The organism is Mucilaginibacter sp. OK283 (assembly GCF_900110415.1).
Classification (GTDB): Bacteria; Bacteroidota; Bacteroidia; order Sphingobacteriales; family Sphingobacteriaceae; genus Mucilaginibacter.
The window spans coordinates 43,224-67,812 of record NZ_FODR01000016.1 but is presented as its reverse complement, the minus strand read 5'-3'; the positions used below and the strand labels follow the sequence as shown (position 1 = coordinate 67,812).

General features: G+C 42.4%; 25 protein-coding genes. 16 read left to right on the top strand and 9 right to left on the bottom strand.

Translation table 11 applies throughout. The features are described 5' to 3' along the window. Positions 1 to 66: 66 nt before the first annotated feature. From BMX56_RS26985 to BMX56_RS26975, 3 genes are all read right to left on the bottom strand, one after another. Positions 67 to 468, bottom strand: a complete 402-nt coding sequence (locus BMX56_RS26985; protein ID WP_090652827.1) for a response regulator — start codon at positions 466 to 468, stop codon at positions 67 to 69. Next, complete coding sequence (locus tag BMX56_RS26980; protein WP_143065542.1) at positions 455 to 2,065, bottom strand: sensor histidine kinase; 1,611 nt, start codon at positions 2,063 to 2,065, stop codon at positions 455 to 457. Before BMX56_RS26980 ends, BMX56_RS26985 begins: the two co-directional genes overlap by 14 nt. A gap of 158 nt (positions 2,066 to 2,223) precedes the next feature. Then, positions 2,224 to 2,604 (bottom strand): hypothetical protein, encoded by a 381-nt coding sequence (locus tag BMX56_RS26975; RefSeq protein WP_090652825.1) that lies wholly within the window; start codon positions 2,602 to 2,604, stop codon positions 2,224 to 2,226. 325 nt (positions 2,605 to 2,929) lie between these two features. On the opposite strand from BMX56_RS26975, the gene BMX56_RS26970 reads away from it, so the two are divergent. The 8 genes from BMX56_RS26970 to mnmD all read left to right on the top strand — a co-directional run bounded on the left by BMX56_RS26970 (position 2,930) and on the right by mnmD (position 11,374). Continuing rightward, entirely contained in the window at positions 2,930 to 3,400 is a 471-nt protein-coding gene (locus BMX56_RS26970) for a nucleoside triphosphate pyrophosphohydrolase family protein (RefSeq protein WP_255369932.1), read from the top strand. 60 nt (positions 3,401 to 3,460) lie between these two features. Beyond that, the gene (gene rlmF / locus BMX56_RS26965) at positions 3,461 to 4,420 is read left to right on the top strand and encodes a 23S rRNA (adenine(1618)-N(6))-methyltransferase RlmF (protein ID WP_090652824.1); all 960 of its coding nucleotides are present in this window, start codon (positions 3,461 to 3,463) and stop codon (positions 4,418 to 4,420) included. Positions 4,421 to 4,810: 390 nt separating this feature from the next. Next, entirely contained in the window at positions 4,811 to 5,683 is an 873-nt protein-coding gene (locus BMX56_RS26960) for a 3-keto-disaccharide hydrolase (RefSeq protein ID WP_090652823.1), read from the top strand. A gap of 72 nt (positions 5,684 to 5,755) precedes the next feature. Further along, on the top strand, positions 5,756 to 7,825 hold the full coding sequence (locus BMX56_RS26955) for a M13 family metallopeptidase (RefSeq protein ID WP_218152496.1): 2,070 nt from the start codon (positions 5,756 to 5,758) through the stop codon (positions 7,823 to 7,825). Positions 7,826 to 7,980: 155 nt separating this feature from the next. Continuing rightward, positions 7,981 to 8,301 carry an SHOCT domain-containing protein gene (locus BMX56_RS26950; RefSeq protein WP_090652821.1) on the top strand — a complete coding sequence of 107 codons (321 nt, stop codon included), beginning with the start codon at positions 7,981 to 7,983 and terminating at the stop codon, positions 8,299 to 8,301. A gap of 299 nt (positions 8,302 to 8,600) precedes the next feature. Beyond that, the gene (locus BMX56_RS26945; protein ID WP_090652820.1) at positions 8,601 to 9,098 is read left to right on the top strand and encodes a DUF6155 family protein; all 498 of its coding nucleotides are present in this window, start codon (positions 8,601 to 8,603) and stop codon (positions 9,096 to 9,098) included. 131 nt (positions 9,099 to 9,229) lie between these two features. Next, on the top strand, positions 9,230 to 10,582 hold the full coding sequence (locus BMX56_RS26940; protein ID WP_090652871.1) for an MBL fold metallo-hydrolase: 1,353 nt from the start codon (positions 9,230 to 9,232) through the stop codon (positions 10,580 to 10,582). 114 nt (positions 10,583 to 10,696) lie between these two features. Further along, positions 10,697 to 11,374 (top strand): tRNA (5-methylaminomethyl-2-thiouridine)(34)-methyltransferase MnmC2, encoded by a 678-nt coding sequence (gene mnmD, locus BMX56_RS26935; protein ID WP_090652819.1) that lies wholly within the window; start codon positions 10,697 to 10,699, stop codon positions 11,372 to 11,374. A 122-nt stretch (positions 11,375 to 11,496) separates the two neighbouring features. Here mnmD and BMX56_RS26930 read toward each other — a convergent pair whose 3' ends face one another. Continuing rightward, on the bottom strand, positions 11,497 to 12,333 hold the full coding sequence (locus BMX56_RS26930; protein ID WP_090652818.1) for a hypothetical protein: 837 nt from the start codon (positions 12,331 to 12,333) through the stop codon (positions 11,497 to 11,499). Between the two features lie 117 nt (positions 12,334 to 12,450). Here BMX56_RS26930 and mazG point away from each other — a divergent pair, with 117 nt between their 5' ends. The 4 genes from mazG (at position 12,451) to BMX56_RS26910 (ending at position 16,027) form a co-directional block, all read left to right on the top strand. Continuing rightward, positions 12,451 to 13,254: a nucleoside triphosphate pyrophosphohydrolase gene (gene mazG / locus BMX56_RS26925; protein WP_090652817.1), complete on the top strand. Its 804-nt coding sequence runs from the start codon at positions 12,451 to 12,453 to the stop codon at positions 13,252 to 13,254. A 64-nt stretch (positions 13,255 to 13,318) separates the two neighbouring features. Further along, on the top strand, positions 13,319 to 13,762 hold the full coding sequence (locus BMX56_RS26920) for a hypothetical protein (protein WP_143065541.1): 444 nt from the start codon (positions 13,319 to 13,321) through the stop codon (positions 13,760 to 13,762). A gap of 212 nt (positions 13,763 to 13,974) precedes the next feature. Further along, the gene (locus BMX56_RS26915) at positions 13,975 to 14,529 is read left to right on the top strand and encodes an RNA polymerase sigma factor (RefSeq protein ID WP_090652815.1); all 555 of its coding nucleotides are present in this window, start codon (positions 13,975 to 13,977) and stop codon (positions 14,527 to 14,529) included. Continuing rightward, positions 14,522 to 16,027: a hypothetical protein gene (locus BMX56_RS26910; protein ID WP_090652814.1), complete on the top strand. Its 1,506-nt coding sequence runs from the start codon at positions 14,522 to 14,524 to the stop codon at positions 16,025 to 16,027. Before BMX56_RS26915 ends, BMX56_RS26910 begins: the two co-directional genes overlap by 8 nt. A 258-nt stretch (positions 16,028 to 16,285) precedes the next feature. On the opposite strand, the gene BMX56_RS26905 is transcribed toward BMX56_RS26910, so the two are convergent. After that, positions 16,286 to 17,506, bottom strand: coding sequence for an ABC transporter permease (locus tag BMX56_RS26905; protein WP_090652813.1), 1,221 nt, complete (start codon positions 17,504 to 17,506; stop codon positions 16,286 to 16,288). 85 nt (positions 17,507 to 17,591) lie between these two features. On the opposite strand from BMX56_RS26905, the gene BMX56_RS26900 reads away from it, so the two are divergent. Further along, positions 17,592 to 18,836: an exo-beta-N-acetylmuramidase NamZ family protein gene (locus BMX56_RS26900; RefSeq protein WP_090652812.1), complete on the top strand. Its 1,245-nt coding sequence runs from the start codon at positions 17,592 to 17,594 to the stop codon at positions 18,834 to 18,836. Positions 18,837 to 18,865: 29 nt separating this feature from the next. Then, complete coding sequence (gene fmt / locus BMX56_RS26895; protein WP_177183936.1) at positions 18,866 to 19,783, top strand: methionyl-tRNA formyltransferase; 918 nt, start codon at positions 18,866 to 18,868, stop codon at positions 19,781 to 19,783. 174 nt (positions 19,784 to 19,957) lie between these two features. Here the strand turns inward: fmt and BMX56_RS30300 are convergent, their stop codons facing one another. Together BMX56_RS30300 and BMX56_RS26890 are read right to left on the bottom strand one after the other, a co-directional pair. Further along, on the bottom strand, positions 19,958 to 20,107 hold the full coding sequence (locus tag BMX56_RS30300; RefSeq protein WP_177183935.1) for a hypothetical protein: 150 nt from the start codon (positions 20,105 to 20,107) through the stop codon (positions 19,958 to 19,960). After that, positions 20,101 to 20,580 (bottom strand): hypothetical protein, encoded by a 480-nt coding sequence (locus tag BMX56_RS26890; protein ID WP_090652810.1) that lies wholly within the window; start codon positions 20,578 to 20,580, stop codon positions 20,101 to 20,103. The genes BMX56_RS30300 and BMX56_RS26890 overlap by 7 nt, the downstream gene beginning before the upstream one ends. Positions 20,581 to 20,731: 151 nt before the next feature. On the opposite strand from BMX56_RS26890, the gene BMX56_RS26885 reads away from it, so the two are divergent. Together BMX56_RS26885 and BMX56_RS26880 are read left to right on the top strand one after the other, a co-directional pair. Continuing rightward, entirely contained in the window at positions 20,732 to 21,529 is a 798-nt protein-coding gene (locus BMX56_RS26885) for a DUF3050 domain-containing protein (RefSeq protein ID WP_090652809.1), read from the top strand. A gap of 34 nt (positions 21,530 to 21,563) precedes the next feature. Further along, positions 21,564 to 21,968 (top strand): hypothetical protein, encoded by a 405-nt coding sequence (locus tag BMX56_RS26880; protein ID WP_143065540.1) that lies wholly within the window; start codon positions 21,564 to 21,566, stop codon positions 21,966 to 21,968. 540 nt (positions 21,969 to 22,508) lie between these two features. Here BMX56_RS26880 and BMX56_RS26875 read toward each other — a convergent pair. Further along, entirely contained in the window at positions 22,509 to 23,345 is an 837-nt protein-coding gene (locus tag BMX56_RS26875) for an aminotransferase class IV (protein WP_090652807.1), read from the bottom strand. Between the two features lie 132 nt (positions 23,346 to 23,477). After that, positions 23,478 to 24,533, bottom strand: coding sequence for an RluA family pseudouridine synthase (locus BMX56_RS26870; protein ID WP_090652806.1), 1,056 nt, complete (start codon positions 24,531 to 24,533; stop codon positions 23,478 to 23,480). Between the last annotated feature and the right edge of the window lie 56 nt (positions 24,534 to 24,589).

The following is a 24,589-nucleotide window of genomic DNA, read 5'->3' as shown; positions in this document are numbered from 1 at the left end:
CCATGGTACATACCAAATTGGCCTTTTAACATCCAACTTTAAGTTTTTTGCCTTCGGCTTTTCGATTTATACCCACTGATCTACAATATTCCTGAGATCGATTGCGTTAAGGGGCTTTACAATAAAGTCAGATACCAGTTCCATTTCTTTGGCGCGTTTAAAGTCGTCTTCATCAATTGACGAGCTTACAATGTAAATCAGTATTTTTTTTCCAAGGCGGGGTACCAGTTTTATAAATTCGTCCAAAAACTGCCAACCGTCAAGCACAGGCATGTTCAGGTCAAGCAAAATCATGTCGGGCAAATTGGCAATGACTTCCATGCAATTACAAATAAAATCTATTGCAACCCGGCCGTTATGAAAAAAAATAGTTTTTTCGGCAACTTCTGCTTTGGCGATAATGCGTTTGATGGTAAAAGTGTAGATATCATCATCATCTATCACACAAAGGGTATTAATTTTTTTCATTAAAAGTTATTTTAAATGTGCTGCCACTGTTAGGTTTGCTTTTTACGGTTATTTGTCCGCCTTGCGAGTCGATCTGAGTTTTGGTTAAAAACAAACCAACCCCATGCGAGTCTTTGCGGTCATGAAAAGTTTTGTATAAACCAAAAATCTTTTTTTCGTGTAGTTTCAAATCAATGCCAATACCGTTATCGGTACATTCTAAAACGGTGTTCCCGTTTTCGTCCCTGTATGTTTTTAATAACACCCTTGGCTCGACGGTTGGCTTACGGTATTTTATTGCATTATTTAACAGGTTCATCAGGATGCTTTCGAGGTAAATTTTGGGAAAAGTAACCTCTTCAACCTCAAATTGCTGCGTAATTACCGCGTGGTTTGCAGCTACGTCCGATCCGATAATTCCCAAAATTTTGCCAGTTATTTCCTTAAAGCTTAGTCGTTCGGCCTCTATAATTTCATCTTTAATTTTAATGGCGTATGATAAGTCTTCAAGAGTAGTATTCAAGCCTTCAGAAATCTTTTTGATTTTTTGAAACAGTTCGGCATTCTCTTCATCCAATGTGCTTTCATCAATTAATGACGAAACCAGCGAGATATTGCTGGCATGGTTACGGATGTTATGGGACAGGATGTGCGTAAAATTTTTGAGCTGCTGGTTGTTTTTGGTAACCATTTCTACGGTTTTGTTTAACGACAGCTCATTGAGCTTGTATTTATCAATGTCCATAAATACGCCTCTTAACTTGGCGGGCTGGCTATGCTCATCATACAACATTTCGCCACGGGCACGCACCCAGACCCGGTTGTTTTTGGCAGTTATCAGCTGCACTTCCAGGTCATAACCCGTGCCTGTATCCCGGCACTCGTTTAATGCCTGGGTCATTGTCGTCAAATACGGTTCGGAGTAAAACCGGCTGAAATCATAAAAAGTGGGGTCATAATCATAGGGCAGTTCATGGATATCAAAAATAGTTTTTGACCAGGTTACTTTATTAGTAAGCAAATCCATTTCCCATCCGCCAAATTTGCCCATCCGGCCGGCTTCCAGCAACAGGAATTCGCTGGCTGCCAGCTTTTCTTCGGCAATTTTACGCTCATTTATTTCTTTTTGCAACTCGTTAACCGAACGTAGCGAAAGTACAGTTGGCATAACCCGGTATAGCGTATATACTGTTGTTACCGATACAATACCGGTGAATAACCTTAACAGCGCGCTCAGGCGATATGCAGGCCACCAAAAAATGCCGGCGTCTATTAAATGTGTAATGCCACATAAAACAATAAATACCACAAATAACCAAAGTATTTTTGGAAAGGGAACATCCTTTCGTTTGGTGAGCAGGATGATAAGCAATAGTGGTATTGCAAAATAAGATACCGCTATTAACAAATCAGAAAAAATGTACAGCCAGCCATGAAATTCGCTCCATGTGCCACAATGCCATCGGGCGGGCCAGTTGCTGGTGTCAAATATCCCAGAAAAAAAATCCTTTACCTGTTGGTAAAGCCCCGCTTTGGCAATTGCCGCATGCTGCACTCTGCCGCATTGGGCACCACAAACGCTATGCGCTTTTGATGCTAATGAGTCTGGTTTAATCAATGTAAATTATCAGTTATCGCAACCGACAATTTACATTTTTTATTTTAACTTACAATAGTTAAATTTAATTTAACTATTTGTTAATCAAGTTAATAAATTTACCATCTATGAATAAAAGGCACCTGACTACGGCAAAAATAACCGTCGTATTTACAGGTTTATTTTGCAGGTTCACTTTCCTTTTTGTTAGCTACGGGCTTAGGAGCGACCGTTTTGGTGGCTGTTTTGGCAACTTTAGCAACAGGTGCCTGGGCCGCGGCCTCCTTAACTATTGGTAAAGTGGGCGCTTTAACTTCAACAACAATTCCTTTTATTTTTTTTGCAGGTGCGGCTGGCGCGTCCTTTTTATCGCTTATTTTTGCAGCAATTGCTTTGGCTAAATTTTTTGAAGCCTTTTCAATTGCTTTGGTCAGGCTTTTTAAATCGGGCTCAAATTCGCTCACGATGGTTTTTAGCTGAACAGTAAATTTATCATTTAATTGTTTTTTAAGGGCCTTATGGGCTTCTTTGGCTGCGGATTTTTCTTTTTTATCTTTCATATGTTGGGGATGGAAAAAAATTCAGGTTGACTCAAGAATTTTAAATTCGGCACAAAGGTACGTTAACTAAATGCTATTTTAATATTATGTTTATGTTAACAACGTTATGATATGTTAAGTAAATGTTATAGCAAATAATTGTCATTGGACTAATTATAAGGTTTTTAACTGCGCCAAAAACGGTGTTATTGTAATATTAAAAGCAAAACATCAACATTATTCAAATAAATATGTTTTAATGGACGAACCGTCTTTTTAAAACGTGACTTTTTGAAAGCGATCAGGTTATTCATAACTTAGCGGGCTTAGATGCTTCCTCAACAAAATGATCAAAGATTTAAACTCGCTTAACCAGGTTGCCGAATTTCATAGCACCTTTAAACATCCCATTGTAGCAAATCCGCAAATCCCTTCAAAAGAGCGCTGCCAGCTGCGTATTGAACTTTTGGCCGAAGAGCTGAAAGAACTACAGGAAGCCGTGAACGATAATAACCTTGTTGAAATAGCCGATGCGCTTTGCGATTTACAATACGTGCTATCGGGCGCTGTACTGGAGTTTGGCCTTGCCGGAAAGTTTAAAGAATTGTTTGACGAAGTGCACCGCTCCAATATGAGCAAAGCCTGCAAAACTATTGAAGAAGCCAACCAAACTATTGAGCATTACCGCAATACTGCCGGTACCGAATCGCACTATAAAGAAATTGACGGCCTGTTTTTGGTTTACCGCACCGCCGATAATAAAACCTTGAAATCGATCAATTACTCGCCCGCCGATTTGGGCAGTATTGTAGGATAGTAAGCTTAAAGCCGAAGGCGGAAAGCTTAAAGCAATTAATAGAACACTAAAATAAATATTTTGTCAGAACCAACACCAGATAAGCCCGAAGTAAAAGAAACCATGCACCCGCGCAATGCGCACCGTATGGGATATGATTTTAAAGCGCTTATAAAGGCGATGCCTAAGTTACGTGCCTTTGTTACGGTAAATAAGTACGAGAACGAAACCATCAATTTCTCTGATCCCGAAGCTGTCAAACTGCTTAACAGGGCTTTGCTTAAACATCATTACCGGGTTGAGTACTGGGACATCCCCGAAGGATATCTGTGCCCGCCTATACCGGGCCGGGCCGATTATATTCATTACGCTGCCGATTTGTTAGCCACCGCAAATGATGGCGTGGTGCGTAAAGGAAAAAAAGTGCGCGTACTTGATATTGGTGTAGGCGCCAATTGTGTTTATCCTATCATAGGTCACCAGGAATATGGCTGGAGCTTTATCGGGGTTGATATTGATGAGGAAGCCCTGGCATCGGCACAAAAAATAATAGACCAGAGTAAGGAATTAAAAGCCGCTATTGAACTGCGCCTGCAAAAACACAAAGCAGATATTTTTACATTCGCTATAAAACCGGGCGAGCTGTTTGATCTTACATTATGTAATCCGCCCTTCCACGCCTCTATCAAAGAAGCAGCCGAGGGCTCCAAGCGTAAATGGAATAACCTGGGTCTGAAAACAGGCAGGGAAGAACCCGTATTGAACTTTGGCGGCCAGAATATGGAATTATGGTATCCCGGCGGCGAGGCCGCGTTTTTAAAGCAAATGGCTACCCAAAGTACCCGCGTTGCCAAACAATGCCTGTGGTTTACCACCCTGGTATCAAAAAAAGAGAACCTGCGTATTTTATATAACGCCCTGCAAAAAGCAGGCGCAGTTGAGGTACAAACCATCAATATGTCGCAAGGCCAAAAGGCCAGTCGCATTATGGCCTGGACATTTTTTACTCCCCAAGAACAAAAGGAGTGGGTGAAGAAATGAGTTGGTCATTGTCGCTGCGCTTGTCATTAGTCATTTCGCTTCGCTGTCATTAGTCAATTTTTAAAACAAGGGCTACCAATTAAATTTGGCCGTAAATGACTAATGACCTTTTGGGGCCTACTCGATATTCAAACCCCTCTTTCCTGCGCAGCAGAAGAGAGGGATGTCGGGCGTAGCCTCGACAGGGTGAGTCTTCGCCGACATGTGATGGTACAGCGTCTCCGGTTTTATGTTCCCGCAATCATGTCCTTTTTCAATAACATTTAAACATTTCCTGATCGTTTTTTAGCATTCGCAGTATTTCTGCAATGCCGATTGTTTACATTAGTACGCAATTACAATCGATTGCGAATTGATTTGAATTTCTTAAACTTATAGTTTCTCACCACTATGAAAAAAACTTTAGCACTTGCGCTTGGCTGCCTGGTTTTGGCCGGCCTTACTTCTTTTAACCCTGATAACGGCTGGGTTAAGCTGATGGATAAAAAGATGAGCAAATGGACCATTTACCAAAGCTACCGGTTAACCTATCCATACAAAGGCGAAGCACCGAAAGGTGTCGATGGGAAAACGCTGCCACCTATTGGTTATGATAAAAATGAAGGCAATTTATTTTCAATCGAGATGCAGAATGGCGAACCTGTACTGCATATTACCGGCGAAATATATGGCTGTATTTATACCAAACAGGAGTTTCAGAATTATCGCCTCCGGTTGAAAATCAAATTCGGCACCAAGAAATGGGAACCACGTTTAAACGAACCTATGGATTCGGGCTTGTTATACCATTCACAGGGCGAGTGTGGCGCAGATTATTTTCATTCCTGGATGTTATCACAAGAGTTCCAGGTGATGGAAGGCGGCATTGGCGACTACTGGAACGTGGGCACCGCCCATGCCACCGTGAGGGCCAGCAAGCCTGACGGCGTGCCCAATTACGTGTTTGATAAAAATGCGGACAGGGTTTACATGGGCGTAGGCGCACCTAATCAGGGATTTTGCCAGCGCCGCCAAAACTTTGAAAAATCCAAAGGTGAATGGAATACGATGGAGTTGATTTGTTATGGCGATAAAAGTGTTTACATTGTAAACGGCCATGTTGTAAATGCCCTGTCAAATTTGGGCTACCAGGACGGTAACGAGAGTAAACCCCTAACAAAAGGCAAACTCCAGCTGCAAAGCGAAGCCGCCGAAGTTTATTTTAAGGATATCCAGATTAAAAGTATTGATAAAATGCCAGAGGAATATGCCGGTTTATTTTGAACCGGTTTGGTAAATTTACGTTTTTTTTCATTTTGCTGTAATTTATTACCTTTATTTTTTAAGTAATAAATTATGATGTTAAAACTTTGGTGGTTTATACTGATATGCGCCTTATCGTTATCGGCAAATGCACAGGTAAATATAAAAGCAACACCACCAAAACACAAACACCAAAGTACCGTAAGAAAAAAGTTCATCGACCCGCCTAATATGGATACTGCCATTAAACCTGGCGATGATTTTTTTGAATACAGCAACGGCAACTGGATAAAAAACAACCCAATACCCACCAAAATAGAACGTTGGGGTAGTTTTGCCATCCTGCGCCAGCAAAATACTCAAAGACTTTTGGGGTTATTGGAATCGGCAAGCCGGCAAGCGGCAACCGCACCTGCAGGCAGTCTCATACAACGTGTTGGCGACTTTTACGCCGGCGGCATGGATAGCGTTACTATTGAAAAACTAGGTTATTCGCCCATTATACCCGATCTGGAGCGCATTGACAAAATCAACAGTTTCGACGATCTTATTAACGAACTGGTTTTTGAACGTATTAACGGCACCCCCGAACTTTTCAGGTTGGGGATTGACCAGGATAATAAAAACACATCAAAATATATTATTAACCTTGGCCAGGGCGGCATTTCGCTACCCGACAGGGGCTACTATTTAAAAAATGACACCCGATCAAAAAAAGTACAGGGTGCGTTAAAGACGCTTATTGCGACCCTATTTACACTAACCGGTAGCAACCCGGACGAAGCAGGCAGGAATGCAACAACAGTATATAACCTCGAAAGCATATTGGCAAAAGCACAGCTTAGCCGTGTAACCATGCGCGACCCATATGTTATTTACAATAAATTTCGGGTTGCCGATTTTAACAAAGTTACCCCGCATTTAAACTGGGTAAAACTTTTGCATAGTTTGAATATCCCCGAACAGGATAGTATTCTGGTAGGCCAGCCTTCGTTTTTTAAAACTGTCGATTCTTTATTGGCGGCGGCGCCGGTTGAAAGCTGGAAGGTTTTTTTAAAGTGGAACATGATTAGGGGGACTGCAGCACAACTAAGCTCGCCTTTTGTAAAAGCGACTTTTGCTTATAACAGCGTATTAACAGGTGAAACGGAACTACCTCCGCGCAGCGAACGCGTGAGCAAATTTGTTGACAGTGGCATGGGCGAGTTATTAGGGCAATTGTATGTACAAAAGTATTTTACGCCACAGGCTAAAAAGCGCATGGCAGAACTCGTAAACAACCTGAAAACGTCACTGAGCGACCGTATTAAGCGACTGGATTGGATGAGCCCCGAAACAAGAGAATACGCGTTAATGAAATTGAATGCCCTTACCGTAAAAATAGGATACCCCGATAAATGGGAAACATACGACGGCTTAATGATTAAACGCGGCAGCTATGTAGGCAACCTACGTAATATATCGGCATGGCGCTACCGTTTTGAGATCAGCCGCCTGGGTAAGCCGGCTGATAAAAGCCGCTGGGGAATAACTCCGCAAACCGCAAACGCCTATTACTCTGAAATCAACAACGAGATTGTTTTCCCGGCAGGCATATTGCAATTTCCTTTTTTTGATTTAAAGGCAGATGACGCTGTAAACTATGGTGGTATAGGCTGCATAATAGGTCACGAAATCACCCACGGATTTGACGATAAGGGCAGCCAGTACGATGGCCAGGGTAACCTGCGCGATTGGTGGACAAAAAGCGATGCCGACAAGTTTAAAGTACGCGCCAACCAGTTGGTAGTGCAATATAACCAACTCACTGTGTTGGATACCCTGCATGTAAACGGTAAGCTAACCCTTGGCGAAAATATTGCCGATTTGGGTGGTTTAAGTATAGCTTACGAGGCCTTTTCGAAAACAAAACAAGGCCAATCGACCAATACGATAGACGGGTTTACACCCGATCAGCGTTTCTTCCTGTCATGGGCGCAGGTATGGCGTAGTTTGCAACGTCCCGAGGCCACGGCCCAACGCATTCTTACAGACCCACACTCGCCAGATAAACACCGCGTTAACGCCACCCTACCCAACATCGATGCATGGTACAAAGCATTTAAGATTAAGCCCGGCGATAAAATGTACAAAAAACCGGAGGCCAGAACGGCTATTTGGTAGCTGGTTTAGTAGCAAGTGTACGGTAACAGGATATAGCAGCTGCGGAAAACACTTTCTTAACAAATATTTTTACGCTTTACAAGCTAAATCATTAAACTATTTTATACCTTGATCGCTTAATAAATAACCTTTTCACCTTAAAACCTGATTACAATATGGGAATCGGCGCACCTGAAATCATTTTAATTATTATTGCCTTTGGTGGCATGTGGTTTATACCTGCTATCTGGGGATACAACGCAGGTTCAAAAAGAACAATCGGCTCAGTCGGCGGGCTGCTATTGGGCCTGTTTCTTAGCATATTCGGTGTAATAATTGTTTATTGCACCAGGCGAATAGATGAAAAACCATTTTACGGCTTCCCCAATCAATCGCCTGCAGATGAATTGCAAAAGTATAAGCAGTTGTTAGATAGCGGCGCAATCACAGAAAACGAATATAATATTCAAAAGGGCAGAATTTTAAATTCAAACTGATGAGCTTTTGAGATGTTCCTTCGCACAACGCGGCACATTAAACTTTACAAGCCAGGAAAATCACTTTTCAACTTTCATTAGCAAATCGCTAACCTGTAAATGATTATATAATTTTAAGCTGCCTCGGAGAGGCTCACTGTTTGTAAAACAGTTAACTTTTTGCTCCTTAGGAACTAACTTCTTCAGGATCAACTTTTAAAAACGATTTCCATGTTTTACAAGTACCATGGCATTCCCAATTGAAGCACTTTACTATGTTTGTATTTAAAGTATATTATTCCGCATAAAAAAAATTGATAATGGCCCTCAAAAACGACCTTACTAAACTCGACAAAAAGGCGCTGATTGAAATATTAGCCGACTTATATAAAAAAAACAAACAGGTAAAAGAATATCTCGACTTTTATTTCAAGCCGGATGAAGATGGCTTATTTGAAAAATACCAGGCCAAAGTATATGAGACCTTTTATCCGAAGCGAGGTTTCGGCTATAACTTAAAACAGGGTAAACAATACATTAGCGAATTTAAAAAACTGGAGGCCTCTGCGGCGCTTTTGGCAGCGTTGATGCTTTTTTACGTGCAAACAGGCATTCAATTCACAAACGACTATGGCGACATAGACGAGACTTTTTATAACAGCCTTTCCAGTACCTATGCAAGCGCTTTAAAACTCCTCAAAAAAGAGGATTTACTTGACCAGTTTGAAGAACGGGCTTTCCAGCTATTGCTCGATTCAAAAAATATTGGCTGGGGTTTAAATGACAGTCTTTCTTATACGTTTTATAATTTTTATTAAACCTTTAATCGGGGTATTTTTAGTCCTGTATTTCGCTTGTCAAAGGGAATGTTCAAGTGCTCCAAACTTTACAGCCTCCAAACATTTCGGCCTTAAAACATCCCCGCCAAACAGTTATCTTTGCGGCTGTTATGATTATCCAGCAGTTCTACGACAAAGGTTTGGCGCATGCATCGTACGCCGTTATTCGCACAGGCAAAATGATCCTTATTGATCCGGCGCGCGATCCTCTGCCATATTATTCCCTTGCAGCCCAGCACAATGCCGATATAGTGGGCGTTATTGAAACCCACCCCCATGCCGATTTTGTGAGTTCGCACCTTGAAATTCACCAGGTTACTGATGCCGTTATTTATTGCAGCAAGCTTACCGGCGCCACCTACCCCCATGAAACCTTCGACGATGGCGATGTTATCCAGTTGAATGATGTGAAGCTAAAAGCCATCAATACCCCCGGCCACTCCCCCGATTCTATTTGTATTTTGCTGGTAGACGAAGAAGGTAAAGAAACAGCCGTTTTTACCGGTGATACCCTATTTGTGGGTGATGTTGGCCGCCCCGATCTGCGCGAAAATGTGGGCAACATTACTGCCAAAAAAGAAGAACTGGCCAAACAAATGTATCTGAGCACCCGCCACAAGCTCATGACCCTGCCCAAAAACGTTATAGTTTATCCGGCGCATGGCCCGGGCTCACTTTGTGGCAAAAATATGAGCCCCAACCTGCAAAGTACTATCGGCCGCGAAATACAGGAAAATTACGCCTTGCAACTGATGGACGAGGCAACCTTCATCAAAACCCTCATGGCCGACCAGCCATTTATACCAAAATACTTTGGTTATGATGTAGAATTGAATAAAGCCGGTGCTGCTAAATTTCAACAAAGTATTGATAACATCGTAAAATTTGAGGCCGATATTCAATTGCAGGAAAAAATCGCCATTATAGATAGTCGGCCTAAAACGCTTTTCAGTGCCGGCCACATTCCGGGCGCTATCAACCTGCAGGATGGCGACAAGTTTGAAACCTGGTTAGGCTCGATACTGCAGCCCGACGAAAAATTTTACCTTGTTGCAGAAGATGACGATACTGCCGATTTATTGGTAAAAAAAGCTGCCAAAATAGGTTATGAAAGCAACATCATGGCTATACAGCTATCGCCCCAAAACATTATTGAAAACCTCCCCGATCTGGATCTTAAAGATTTTAAGGCCCGGCCCGAAAACTATACCATCATAGATGTCAGGAATACCAACGAAGTAAATGAGGGTAAAATATTTAAACATGCCATCAATATCCCTCTTCCCGAACTGCGGGAACGTATTGATGAAATACCTGCAGATAAGCCAATTGTTGTGCACTGCGCGGCGGGTTACCGCTCGGCTGCCGCAACAAGTATTATAGCAGGCACCATAAGCGAAGTGCCTGTTTATGACCTGGGCGAAGTTGTGACGGAGTTTGCTAAAAATGTTCATGGTTCATAGATCATTGTTCATGGCGAACGCAGCGCCGTTAACAAGATAAGTTGTTGCCCAATTGATTACCAAACCGTCAAACCATGAACTATGATCTGTGAACTATGAACCCAACTATCAACCATGAACCATGAACTAAAAATAGTTACAACCGCCGATGGTTCAAAAACCATTTACAACGCCGAAGTAGGTGAGCTTTACCATTCGCGCAACGGGGCGCTGCAGGAAAGTCTGCATGTATTTGTAAACGCAGGACTTAACTATTTCCTTGATCAAAATAATACAAAGGAAGTAAGCATCTTAGAAGTTGGTTTTGGCACGGGGCTCAATTTTTTGTTGAGCGCAGATGCTTGCACAATTAACCACATCAACCTTAACTATACCGGCATTGAAGCATACCCGCTTGCAGCCCAGATGATGGGGCAAACCGGTTATAACGATTATATCCCTGCCGAGTTGTGGGCGTCGTACTTAAAACATTATCCGGGGGCTTTGGCTGGCTCCGTAAACATTAACAACAATTGCCTGCTACAAATAGCCAACTGCAAATTGTTGGATTTTCAATCAGGCCGGCAATATGACATTGTTTATTTTGATGCATTTGCAGCATCCCGCCAGCCCGAAATGTGGGAACAACAAGCCATTAGCCATGTTGAGGGCTTTGTAAAGCCCGGCGGTGTATTTGTTACCTACGCCATAACCGGCAACCTTAAACGGATGCTTAAAGCGCTTGGTTTTAGCATACAAAAAGTACCAGGCGCCGCGGGCAAGCGCGAAATGCTACGGGCAATAAAACTTTAAAGTACTGCTGTTAAGTCAACAGTACTAAGTCGTAAGTCCAAAGTTGATTTCTTTTGACCTGGGACTTAAGACTTTGGGCTAAAGACTATCCGTAACTTTATCGATGACACAACACTACCAGCTTACATAAACCGGAAACCGACGTTAAATTTCAGGGTAAAACCATTATTAGCCGGCAGCTCGCGGTAAGCAGCAAACTGGCCCTGGGTGTTGGCGCTCCTTGTTGCATATATAATAGGCCCTCCGCAAAGGGTAAACGCAAAACGCGAATTTGTTGGTGCATAGTTTATAGATGGGCCTACCAGTAACCGGGCTCCGCCTTCGGCCTCATCGGTTTCCCAAAAACCTTCCAAATCCTGCCCTACTGCCTCAAAACCTCCAAAAAACCGGCCGGTAATGTGTCTGTGTACACCAACGCTTGTAACAATATCAAGACCATCGCGGTTGGTAGCGAAAGCTCTTTCTAACCGTACGTTGGCCCCTATCTTCCACCGCATAACATCATAAGCGGCGGTTATCCGGCTAAATGCCACGTTATCATTATTAAACTCATGCCTGAAACCCAGGCCTGCTCCTATACGGAAACCCATGGGCTGGTTACCACCTATAAAATCGCGCAGCAATTCGGCCTGCTCCAAAGTATGTACGCTTCCATTGTTGCTAAAACCGGTACCTAAAGTGGCCAAAAACGTAAATTTTGACCCTAAATAGCCCTTTGCAGATATATTTTGGTCAACACCATCAAAGCCCAATGGTGTAACCGTGTGCTCGCCATAACCGCCCGAATAATTTACGCTCCAGTTACGGCCAGATGGGTTTAAAGTATTAATAGTAAATAAAAATGGCTGCGGCTGTTCAAGTGTACTGTTTTGCGGCGTGGTTTGCATTAATTGCTGCGCCTGGCAGCAGTCAATTATCAGCATTAAAAAAAATAAAGGCAGGTAGATTTTCTTGATCATGGTTTTACAGTTATGAGTTGGCCAATAAAGTTAATTAATATTACCTTTAAATTAATACCGGGATAAGTTTGCATTAAAGATGTTATCATACCTTTGCAAAAAATACCGCACCATATTATGCCTTTAAAAGCCCCCGAAACTGCACCTACCGCAACTATTGCTTTTCAACGCCTGCTTATTATAATGGACGACCTGCGGGCCAATTGCCCCTGGGATAAAAAGCAAACACTTGAAAGCCTCAGGCACCTGACTATTGAAGAAACCTACGAGCTGAGCGATGCTATTTTGGGCGATGACATGCAGGAAATTAAAAAAGAACTGGGCGATATTATGCTGCACCTTGTTTTCTATTCTAAAATAGCGTCGGAAACTAATGATTTCGACATCACAGATGTATTAAACGGGGTTTGCGACAAACTGATAAACCGGCATCCGCATATTTATGGCGATGTTGAGGTACAGAATGAAGAAGACGTAAAACGTAACTGGGAGCAAATTAAGCTGAAAGAGGGTAATAAGTCTGTTTTGGGCGGTGTACCATCATCTTTGCCCGCATTGGTAAAAGCCTCCCGCATACAGGAAAAAGCCCGGGGCGTGGGTTTTGACTGGGAGGAGAAAAACCAGGTATGGGCCAAAGTGGAAGAGGAAATGCAGGAATTTAAAAATGAGTTTAACGCCGAAGACGAAACCACCATCGACCATGAAAAAGCTGAAGGTGAATTTGGCGACTTGTTGTTCTCGCTTATTAATTATGCCCGTTTTATTAATATTAACCCCGAGAACGCGCTTGAGAAAACAAACCAAAAATTTATAAAACGTTTTCAATACCTGGAGTTAAAAGCCAAAGAACATGGCAAGCAGCTTCAGGATATGAGCCTTGCCGAAATGGACATTTTTTGGAACGAAGCAAAAAAACTATAAAAATTTCGCAGCCTGCTGTAGCGTTTATATGCTTATATTCGTAATGACTACAAATACCAAAAATATGAAGCGTAATTTATTTTACTTACTCCCCCTGTTGTTAACCTTACTTGCAGCCTGCGCCAAAAACTCAGGAACCTCAGTTGTAGTATCTGCACCGGTAGGAACTTTTAAAGGTCAGTTCAGACTATTAACTAAAAACTCGACCGGTAAATATGATACCTTGAAAGATTCGATAGTGTTGAAAATGACCAGTAACTATCACTTCGCCGTAACAGCAGATACTACTGTAAAACATGCCGGCAGTCACGGTACTTTTGCTTTTGACGGTTATTACATCCAGTTTAACGATAGCACTTTTAAATCGGGCGTACCGCGCACCAAAAATCATTTGGTAGGTGTTTACCAATATATTTACGATGGTACCAACTTTAAAATGTTACGTGCAAGCTCATCTTCCAGCCCGGATACTATAGGCCGTTATGACCTTGTAAAAACTGCAAACTAATTATTATTGTTTTTAACTGAAATGCCGTCGCCCATATTTTGGTGGCGGCTTTTTTGGTAAGTCGGGCTCACCTGATTTAATAATTAGCGATAACTATTGATGCCTGCATATGGCGTTAATAGGAAAATCTTTTTTATTTGTATCAACAGGGTTGTTTATTGCGTAAATACATAAAAAACAACACAATATTTAAGCGGAATTAAACACACTTAATGCATCCACCCAAAGGCATTACTGAAGAAGAAATTATCAGCCAATGCAAAAAAGGCAGCCTTAAATACCAGGAAATGCTGTATAAGCAGTTTTATGGCTACGCCATGGGTATTAGCCTGCGTTACAGCCTTAACCGCGACGACGCTTTGGAGGCTGTAAATGATGCATTTATAAAAGTATTTAACGCCGTACATAATTACAATACAGATAAACCCTTTAAAGCCTGGCTACGTACAATTGTAGTGAACACTGCTATCGACCGCCGCCGCAAGGACCTGAAATTCCAGTTAAATGTTGAGTTGGATAATGCCGCGCCCATAAGCAGTAATATGGGTACGGTTGATAATTTAAATGCACAAGACATATTAAAGATGATGAATGAGTTGCCTGCCATACAGCTTACCATTTTTAATATGTACGAAATAGATGGTTATAATCATGACGAAATTGGCAATATGTTAGCTATCCCGGCAAGCTCATCGCGCGTTTATTTGAGCAGGGCTAAAGAACGATTAAGGAAAATATTAAGGCAAGAAGCACAAAACCATGGATGATCCGTTGGATAACGACTTAAAGAACCGCATCAGGGAGGTGTTTGATCATTACGAAGACGACACCGCTAATGAGGGCTGGCTGCTGCTCAGGGAAAAATTTCCTGAGGAGGAGAAGAAGCGCCCTATGGTTTGGCTGTGGTGGGCAAGCACCGCAGCCGGCCTGCTGCTATTTTTAGCCATTGGTGTATGGATGCTTAACAACAAACAAAAAGCAAACACTACTAATACCGCTGTTATAAAATCGGTTAAGCAAAATACCCGGCGTCAACAAGCCGTACAGACTGATACCGTTAGCCGCTTAGCAGCTAATACCGGTTCAGGTAATAGTAATTCTGTTGATACTACAATATCAGCCCAAAGCAATATTGCTCAAAATCAGAACAATCCGCGTAAAAAGCCGGCAATAAACAACCCGGCCGTAACCGCAGCTGCTGTTAGCCAAAATAGTGTGGCAGTTTTCACGTCATCAACCCAAATTCCTGTAAATGCTCCGGCGGCTAAACAGCCCCAGGTTAACCAAAATAATAGCATAAACAGCACGATTAATCAATTTGCAATCCAACAGCCAGCTGCTGCCAATAAACAACCCGTTATTGTAGCCACACCAGGCACTAAAGCAGATAGTGCTAAAACCATTGTTACTGATGCAGGCAAGCAGCAATATGCAGCAAATCCGGTTATTGCACCAGCTACCAAAGCTACTACAACTAATGTAACACCCAATGCGGCAAGCCAGCAGCCAACGCAGGCCAGGCCATCATCGGCCAATGCCATGGCTACAATGCTTGCTGCCGATAATTTGCAAACTCCAAAGGCAAAAGACAAAGCTACAGACGATAAAAAAGTAAAATTTGGCATTTACGCGGCCACTTTTTTTAACTATGCCAAAGGGAGCGCCAACCAGGTAAATGCCGGGGCCGGTTTTACATCCGATATCAGGCTTAGCAAAAACATCAAACTATCTACCGGGGTTGCCCTGGCGCAAAATACGCTGAAGTACAACAGCAACGTACCGCCAACCGCAAGCGCAGCCAGCGCAGTAACATTTGCTGTTGCAGCACAGGATAACAAGCTGGTGCCTGCTTCGTCGTTCCCGGTGTTTAAAAATTATAATGCCAGTTTGGTAGGGCTTGATGTGCCTATCAATTTAAAATACGAGTTTAACCCCGAAAAAACAGATGCTTATTTTTCGGCTGGTTTAAGTTCGGGTACATTTATTAATGAAGCTTATACTACCAGTTATGGTATCCCCCATAGTTCGTTGTTAAGCGGCGCAACCCAGCAAACATCCGAAGAAACAAACCGACAAAGCTTCAATGGCTTTTATTTTGCCAGAACGCTGAATATATCGGTAGGTGTAGGAACAGCCTTAGGCAAAAACCGCTTAATTATCGAGCCGTTTTTGAAATACCCCCTCCAGGGAATGGGCGCACAACAGATAAAGTTTGGAGCAGGCGGTTTAAATTTGAAGTTTAATTTTTCAGGAGGAAAAAGGTAGAACCGAATTTACAATGAAATAACGGTAAAGTTATCGTACTTCTGCGCGGATTCAGTCCCACCAAATCCTATAAGCCTTAGCTATGCCAAGCCGGGTGTAATTTCCCGGCATTCTGTCCATTAAGCCCTCATATACTTCATGGAGTTTTAGCGCCGCAAACAGTTGTCTCACTTCATGCAATTGGTAGTCTCCAAAAAATAAGCGGCATCAGTGCAAAACCATTCTCCATCGCCGGTGTCTGATACCCTGACTAACAACCTATTTAAACCTGATAGCCTTCACCGGCGAAATCCGGCTCACGAGCATCGATGGCACAATAAGCACCAGCAGGCAAATTATCAATGTGCCCAGGTTAAGCAGCAATACATCCCATAATCCAAATCGTACGGGTACGAATGTCATATAATAAGACGCCTGGTCGAGTTTAAAAAAGTGGGTTTGTTGCTGAAAATAACCCAGGCCAAGGCCAAGCGCATTGCCCAACAATAGGCCGAGGCCTATCAAATAAGTGGCATTGTATAAAAATATTTTCCGGATGTTCCAATTTGAAGCGCCCATGGCTTTAAACATACCAATCATGGCTGTCCGCTCTAAAATCATAATTAACAACGCAGATATCATGTTGATAACCGCCACAATAACCATCAGTACCAGCATCACTACCGAATTTACATCCAATAATTTCAACCACTCAAATATGTTAGGATAATCTTCTATTACCGTCCGCGATTTTAACCTTACCGGCAAAATCTGATCGAGTTTATCTGCCGCAAAATCCACCTGGTCAAAGTCAGCTACGCGTAATTCATATTGCCCAATTTCGCCGGGTTTCCAATCGTTCAGGCGGTTTATCAGCGATAGCGAACCTATTACAAATGTCTTGTCAACCTCCTCTACCCCGATATTAAAAATGCCTTTTATTTTAAACTGGCGCTTACGCAAGGGCTCCTGTACAAAATACATCAGCAGCTTGTCGCCTACCTGTAGCTTTAACCGGTTGGCGGTTTGCTGCGATAGCATGATCTCTTTTTGAGCTTCAACAGAATCTTTAAAGTCGATCACATCGCCGGCAACCATCATTTTTTTAAAGTAGCTCCAGTCGTACGTTTTGTCAACCCCCTTTAACACCACGCCTTCAATCTCGTTATTAGCTTTAATAATTCCGGGTTTGGTAGCAGTTGGCATTACATGGGTAATTAGCGGGCTTTTACGCATCCGCGCAATAAAACCAGCATCTTCAACAATAGGCGAACTCTCGTATGAACTGTTCAGGTCGAACTTAATGACGCGTATATCGCCGGCAAAACCACGAACTTTTTCGCGTATCTCGTGTTTAAATCCTTTTACAATGGCCAATGATAATATCATTACGCCCAAACCAAGCATAATACCAATAATGGCAATACGTACAATTAGCTTTGAAAATGTACGCTTTGACTTGAATGTTATACGGGCGGATATAAAGGAGGCGAAACTCAATGCAGAATGATTTTTAGTACCTTCGCAAATATGCGGTTTTGCTATTAAACCTGCTACTTTTTAAATTGTTTCAAAACAATATTTTATGAAGATTACACCTGTTTTTTTACAAAGCGCTTTAATAGCATTACTAAGTGTGTATACTGCCTGCGCCAATCCGGCTCCATATTCTAAAAGCCATCTAAAAAAAGAAAAAAACGATAAAAAAAATAATACAGAAATATTGACCGGTGCCGATCAAATTCCGCTGTATATTGACTATCTTAAGGGAAAAAATATCGGGATGGTTGTTAATCAAACTTCTGTTATTGGCAAAAACCTTACACCCAGTGTTGATAGTTTACTAAAACGTGGCATCAGCATTAAAAAAGTATTTGGCCCCGAACACGGCTTTCGCGGCAATGCCAGCAATGGAGCTGTGGTAAACGATGCTATAGATGCCAAAACAGGCTTGCCCGTAATCTCTCTTTATGGCAATAAACATTACAAGCCAACAGCCGAAGACCTAAAGGATATAAACCTGATGATATTTGATATTCAGGATGTTGGCGCAAGATTTTACACCTATATATCAACCCTGCATTATGTAATGGAGGCCTGTGCCGAAAATAACATCGAACTGATGATACTGGACAGGCCAAACCCCAATGGCTACCTGGTTGATGGCCCCATACTGGATACCGCTTACCACTCCTTTGTGGGCATGCACCCCATCCCCATAAGCCATGGCATGACCATTGGCGAGTATGCACAAATGATAAATGGCGAACACTGGCTAAAAAACGGCGTACAATGCAAACTAAAAATTATAAAAGTGGCCAATTACAGCCACAATATGCCTTATAAGCTGCCTGTAAACCCATCGCCCAATTTAAATACAGAACAGTCTATTTTAATTTACCCCAGCACCTGCTTGTTTGAAGGCACAACATTTAGCCTGGGCAGGGGCACTTACTTCCCGTTCCTGCTGTTGGGGCACCCCCTGTTAAAGGGCATTTATCCTTTTTCCTTTACTCCTGTTGGCATCCCCGGTATGAGCGAGACCCCTCCGCAAAAAGATAAACAATGCTTCGGCATCGACCTTAAAAATTACACGCCGAACCAAATACGCGCCATGGGGCATATTAACTTATCGTGGCTTATTGAGCTTTATAAAGCTTTCCCGGATAAAGAGCATTTTTTTAATGCATATTTTAACAAGTTAGCAGGCGGCAAAGAATTGCAGAAGCAGATTGCAGATGGCAAAACAGAGAACGAGATTCGCGCAAGTTGGGAACCAGGTTTAAAGCAATTTAACATAACACGTAGCAAGTACTTATTGTACAATTAATAAACGAAGCAAATAAAACAGCATATACCATGAGAATTGTATTTATGGGCACCCCCGATTTTGCAGTGGCATCGCTTGATGCATTAATAAAAGCCGGCAGCGATATTGTTGGCGTTGTTACCGCCCCGGATAAACCCGCAGGGCGTGGGCAAAAACTAAACGAATCGGCAGTGAAACAGTATGCAGTAGCCAATGGTTTAAAAGTATTACAACCCGAAAAACTAAAAAACCCCGATTTTTTAGCCGAGCTTAAAGCCCTTAAGGCAGATTTACAGGTGGTTGTAGCCTTCAGGATGTTACCAGAAGCTGTTTGGACGATGCCTGCCAAAGGTACCATCAATCTTCATGCTTCATTGTTGCCACAATACCGTGGCGCGGCACCTATCAACTGGGCAATTATCAATGGCGAAAAGGAAAGCGGTGTAACCACTTTTTTCCTGAAACATGAAATTGATACCGGTGATGTATTATTCACCGAAAAAATAACCCTAACCGGCACCGAAACTGCAGGCGACTTACATGACCGGCTGATGAACAAAGGGGCTGGCCTGCTGGTAAAAACAGTAAAGGCGGTTGAAAGCGGCCGTTATCATGAGCATCCGCAAGTACAGTTGTTAACCGGCGAAGAGCTTAAACATGCCCCTAAAATATTTAAGGAAGATTGTAAGATTGATTGGCTGCAACCTGCCGAAACGGTATACAACAAAATCCGTGGCCTAAGCCCCATCCCTACCGCCTATACGGACTTGAACGGTAAATTATTAAAAATTTACGCTTCAGAACTTTTGATTGATGAACCGGCAATACAGCCAGGCGGTTTCCTTACCGATGGTAAAACATTTTTAAAGTTTGCCGCCAAAGGCGGTTTTATTAGTGTAAAAGATATACAGCTGGAAGGCAAAAAACGTATGGGTATTGAGGATTTTTTAAGAGGGGTGAAATTGTGATGGATCAATCATTAGAACAAGAAAATTCGGACTGGCTTTCATTAACAGAAGAACAGCGGGAAGGTATACTTAAAGCCTATGACGAAAGCGAAGATGAAGCAAACCTCATTCCGTTGGAGGCCATAATTGCGAAATACGCAAAGTGGCCCTTTCGAACTTAGAGTAAAAAACAAATTATTTTTTTTGATACTTCCTTGCCAGCTGCATTGTTTTAACCCGTAAATGCTGCGCCTCATTTGCCAGGTTTGCCGTACTGGTAATATCGGGCATGTTTTTGTCCTGGTACTTTTCAATAACAGGCAGGGTTGCAACTATTTTCAGCACAGTATGATAGTCGCCAATTTTATCTGATTGCTATCAATGTGCGCTTTTAAACTGGTAAACCTGCTTATTTTATCCATGTATTTCAATTTACTATCGGCTATTAGTGCACTAAGTTGCGCCCGCAACACTGTATCTTTTATAGCTGTTAATGATTCGTTTGCCGAAAAATAGTACCTATCTGATTTTGCAGCATAATTATTAAACGCCTTTAAACTATCGGCTATGCCGCTGTTAAAATGAGTTAGTTGCTCTTCCAGCTTTTGAAGTTGCGGATCTTTTTTTGCTAAGTCGTCATAAATCTCATCCATTAACGAACCTGAAGGCATCCTCTTCAGGCTAAAGTCTGATTTATCGTCCTTTAACGGTTCGGGCATATCGGTTTTCGGTGTAGCAATATCTTTCGAAGGCGTAGAGTTGCATGCCGAAAAAAACAGGATGATGAGCAGGGTTGATAATAAGGCGGTTGCTTTCATAATTGATTATATGTAATAGGATAAGGAACATTTAGTATTGTTACTATTATGGCTAATGATATTCTAATCAAGTCAAAGTCAAAAATTACAACTTAACGTTTTTTAACACCTGTTATTGCTACTTTTGCCGCCATAATATACCGAATACCCGATGGCAAATTACAGCGAACGCATAGCACTACTAAAAACCCAGATCCAGCCTTTACGTGATCAACTGATACAACACGAATTATATAAAAACATTAACTCGTTGGATGAATTAACCGTTTTTATGGATCACCATGTGTTTGCCGTGTGGGATTTTATGTCGCTGTTAAAATCGTTACAACAAAAGCTTACCTGTACTGCCACACCATGGATGCCAACCGGTAATGCCAATACACGCTACCTGATTAATGAAATTGTAACCGGCGAGGAAAGCGATGTTGACGAACAAGGCAACCGCACCAGCCATTTTGAACTATACCTGCGCGCCATGCATCAGGCCGGCAGCGACGCCATTGCTATTAACAATTTATTTCATGAATTAAACTTCGGCAAACATATCGACGAAGCTTTAATTATTGCTGATATCCCGTTGGCGGCCCGGAATTTTATGCTGCATACTTTTGATGTTATAGCCACCAATAAAAACCATGTGCAGGCAGCGGTATTTACCTTTGGCCGCGAGGATTTAATACCCGATATGTTTGTAAGTATTGTTAAAGAACTCAGCCGCCAACTGCCCGGCAAGGTTGATATTTTGCTTTACTACCTGGAGCGCCACATTGAAGTTGACGGCGACCACCACTCCCACCTGGCCTACGAAATGACCGCCGAACTTTGCGGCGACGACGATTCCAAATGGGAAGAAGCGACCACTGCTGTACAGGAAGCACTACAAGCCCGTATTGCGCTTTGGGACGGCATTTTGGCGGCTATTAAAGCACCGGTAGCTATTGAAGAATAAGTTTATCTTTGGCTTCAAAATCAGTAATACCCAAATGAAGCGGGCTCCGATTCTCTTATTATCTGTATTACTTTGCTTCATTTTAAGCAGCTGTCGGGAAAAGAGGTCCAACAATGCCGAAGAATGCTACATGCTTTGGGCAGGCGAAAAACCCGGCAAAGAAGTATTCGCCATTCACGGCCAATTCTGGCAATCGGCACATTTTACTAAAGAGTACATAGTTTATTTAGAGTTGGCGCCCACCCCAAAATGGTGTGCAGCTTTTATCAAACAAAACAGCCTCATTAAAACCGATAACATAGCGATATTACCAACGGACGCGCCGGCATGGTTTACGCCTCCACAAAACGTTAACCTATGGAAACAAAGTAGTGGGAATACCTTATATATGCAAGACCGGCAAACCGGCCGTTTCTTTATCTACGAAGAACAGTTATGATTCAGGGCAAACGCATCTAAATAGTTAACGGCGATAAGCTGTTATTTAATAATAGCTAACGGAATAAGCTTTTAGCGTCGGGAAGATGTCAGCATCAAACGATACCTTATTTTTATTGGCTGATGCCAGTTAAATGATCCAAGTGCCAAAGAGACTTGCGTTGGCCAACAACAGGCACAAATATTGGGATGAGCCTAAATTGCGCGATCAGTTTAGTGTTAACCATGTTAAAATACAAAGCATTGATTATTAAATATTTATAAAAAAAATATCTAAAGTATGTTAAGTTATGTTAACCCAATTAGATGCGTTTGCCCTGAGTTATGATTGCTATTTTTTGTTAAACTGAATTAAACGGACTAAAGAATTGCTTACCTTGATCGCCAATTTCACTCAAAACTCAAAACTCAAAACTCAAAACTCAAAACTCAAAACTCAAAACTCAAAACTCAAAACTCAAAACTCAAAACTCAAAACTCAAAACTCAAAACTCAAAACTCAAAACTCAAAACTCACTACTCACTACTCACTACTCACTACTCACAACTTATTCAGCTCATCCATCAAAACCTTACTTACCCTGTTAAAATAGCGCCTTACGCCAAAGCCCATTACCGTTTGGATGCCGCGGGTGGCGTTGGTTAAAAATACTTCGTCGGCTTCGTAAAGGATGTCGGGATTTATCTGGGCTTCGGTAATATCAATATTGTTATCCTGGGCAAGCTTTATTACTACCTGGCGCATTACACCTTCTACACAGCCTTCGCTTAGTGCTGGCGTGTACAGGTGATTTTGGTAATGGATAAATATATTTGAACTGCTTGCCTCGCATAAAAACCCGCTTTGGTTCAGCAGGAATACATCATCAAGTTTATTTTGAGTTTTATAGATGCCCGCCATCACATAAATAAGCGAGTTACAGGTTTTGATGTTGGATAGGTAATTGGATGGCTTGGGTAATTCGGTAAATACATCCATAATCAACCCCTTCTCATTCAAAAAGTACCGCGGCTCGTCAGATGCGGTAAGCTCCAGGCAATAGCCCATTTTATTTTGAGTAGGCGTATACAAGCCCTCGGCCTCCCGATAAACAGTCAGGCGCAGCCGGCCATGTCTTACTTTGTTGCGGCGGGCAAGTTCCTCCACAATATCTTTTAAAAACCAGGTATCCATTTGCGAGTAACCATCAATTTTAAGCGCCTTCATACCGCGTTGCAGGCGGTCGGCGTGCAAATCGGCAAATTTAAGCTGTCCTTTCATCAGGCGCATACTCTCAAACAAACCGTCGCCATATTTAAATGCCCGGTTAGCCACACTAAGCAGCAAGCTGCCTTGAGGAAGTATTTGTCCGTTAAAATTGATTAACACTGGTGTCATTTTCAGATGTGCAGATTACAAGTGTGCAAATGTGCAGATTTTAAAACCGGATTGATTTATAAATGCCGTTTGCTTTATTAAAACTTAAACTACTGTGCAAAAATTATGCATTTAGTCACAAATCACTCTTTATTACTCCTCGCTATTGGCATTGGTCTGATTATCAGCCGCAGTATACCTGCGCCATTTTAGCAGCACGCTTTCAAAATCGGGAGGCAGTGGCGATTCAAACAGGATTTGCTTTTTCTGGGTTGGGTGTAAAAAGCCAAGGGTTTGGGCATGCAGCGCCTGGCGGGGCATCAGCTCAAAACAATTCTCTACAAATTGCTTGTATTTACTGAATACCGTCCCTTTCAAAATCTTATCCCCGCCGTAAGTAGCATCGCTAAACAATGGGTGGCCAATATGCCGCATATGCGCACGAATCTGGTGAGTGCGGCCGGTTTCCAGCTGGCATTCTATCAGGGTAACATACCCCATACGTTCCAATACCTTGTAGTGCGTTACCGACCATTTGCCTTTCTCCGGGTCGTCATAAATAGACATTACCCGCCTATCGGCAATGCTGCGGCCAATATAGCCCGTTACAGTGCCATCTTCAACCAAATCGCCCCAAACCAGGGCTATGTATTTGCGGGTAATGGTATGGTCAAAAAACTGCTTGGCCAGCCAGCTCATGGAGCGCTCATTTTTGCTGATGAGCAACAGACCCGAGGTGTCTTTATCAATACGATGTACCAGGCCCGGCCGGCCATCATTGCCAGGCAATGTTGGCAACTGCTGAAAGTGGTAAACCAAAGCATTTACCAACGTGCCGGTATAATTATTATAACCGGGATGTACCACCATGCCGGCAGCTTTATCTACCACCAGTACATCATCATCCTCGTAAACAATATTAATGGGGATATTTTCCGGATAAACCTCCGTGTCGCGTGGCGGATGGGGTAACACAACCGAAATTACATCCAGCGGCTTTACCCGGTAGCTGCTTTTTATAGGCTTATCATTTACCAGCACATTTCCCAGTTCGATGGCATTCTGGATGCGGTTGCGCGAGGCATTCTCCACCCGGTGCATCAAAAACTTATCAATACGCAACAGCGACTGACCCTTATCGACCACAACGCGTAAGTGTTCAAATAAATCCTGTTCTTCCTGCTCTATCAGCTCGGGTTCGTATGCCATTTGGGCGCAAAAGTAATCGTTTTTTGTGGTAGGTTAAGCGTAATATTGCAATAGCA